The sequence below is a fragment of the Oryzifoliimicrobium ureilyticum genome (genome assembly GCF_037199735.1).
Classification (GTDB): domain Bacteria; phylum Pseudomonadota; class Alphaproteobacteria; order Rhizobiales; family Rhizobiaceae; genus Rhizobium; species Rhizobium ureilyticus.
The window spans coordinates 1-884 of the sequence record NZ_JBBBVQ010000077.1; the positions used below are offsets into that span (position 1 = coordinate 1).

The following is an 884-nucleotide window of genomic DNA, read 5'->3' on the forward strand; positions in this document are numbered from 1 at the left end:
CTCAGCAGCAGCCAGATTGCGGCGCTATCCAGTCAGCAGGTTGCAGAACTGAGCACCGCGCAGGTTGCGGCATTGACAGCATCGGCGGTAAGTGGGCTCACCCCTCAGGATATCGCCACGTTCACGCCATCCAAGATCACGGCGATCAACACGAGAGCCGTCACCGGCCTTGCCACCAGCACCGTCGCATCGCTTTCGACCGATCAGGTGGCAGTCTTGACGACCGGACAGATTACAGCGCTGACCGCAGGCCAGGTTGCGGCGCTGACCACGGCAGCAGTCAGCGTCCTCACCCCAAGCCAGATGAGCGCATTCGGGCCAAGGCAAGTTATCGCTCTCTCCTCAGCAGACATCACCGCCCTCTCGACGAACCAGATTGCCGCGCTGAAGACAAGCGCGCTCCTTGCGATGAGCAGCAGCCAGATTGCCGCCTTCTCCAGCAGCCAGGTCGCAACCTTGAGCCCGGCGCAAGTCGCAGCCTTGTCGCCCGCCGCTCTCGGCGGTCTGTCCACGCAAAATCTCGCCGCACTGACGACAGCAGATATTGCTGCCATTACCGCACGAGCCATTGCAGGTCTTTCGACCAATGCCGTTCAATCGCTTTCGACAGGTCAGATATCAGCCCTCACAACAGGACAGATCGCCGTTTTGACGACTGGACAGGTCGCAGCACTGACGAGCGACCAGATCCATGCCTTGAACTCTCGCCAGATAAGCGCCCTCAACCTAAGACAGGTCGCATCTTTGACAACGGCCGATATCGCGGCCATTTCCACAGACCAGATCGCGGCAATCAGCAGCGCTGCTATAGCCGGCCTATCCTCATCAGGCATTGCAGCTCTTTCCACCGACCAGATCATCGCGCTGCAAACAAACCAGATTGC

At 59.6% G+C, this 884-nt stretch carries 1 pseudogene; it reads left to right on the top strand.

Features of this window, described 5'->3' with window-relative positions:
• Positions 1 to 884 (top strand): annotated as a pseudogene (locus tag VQ830_RS28690) (beta strand repeat-containing protein); the annotation flags it as partial.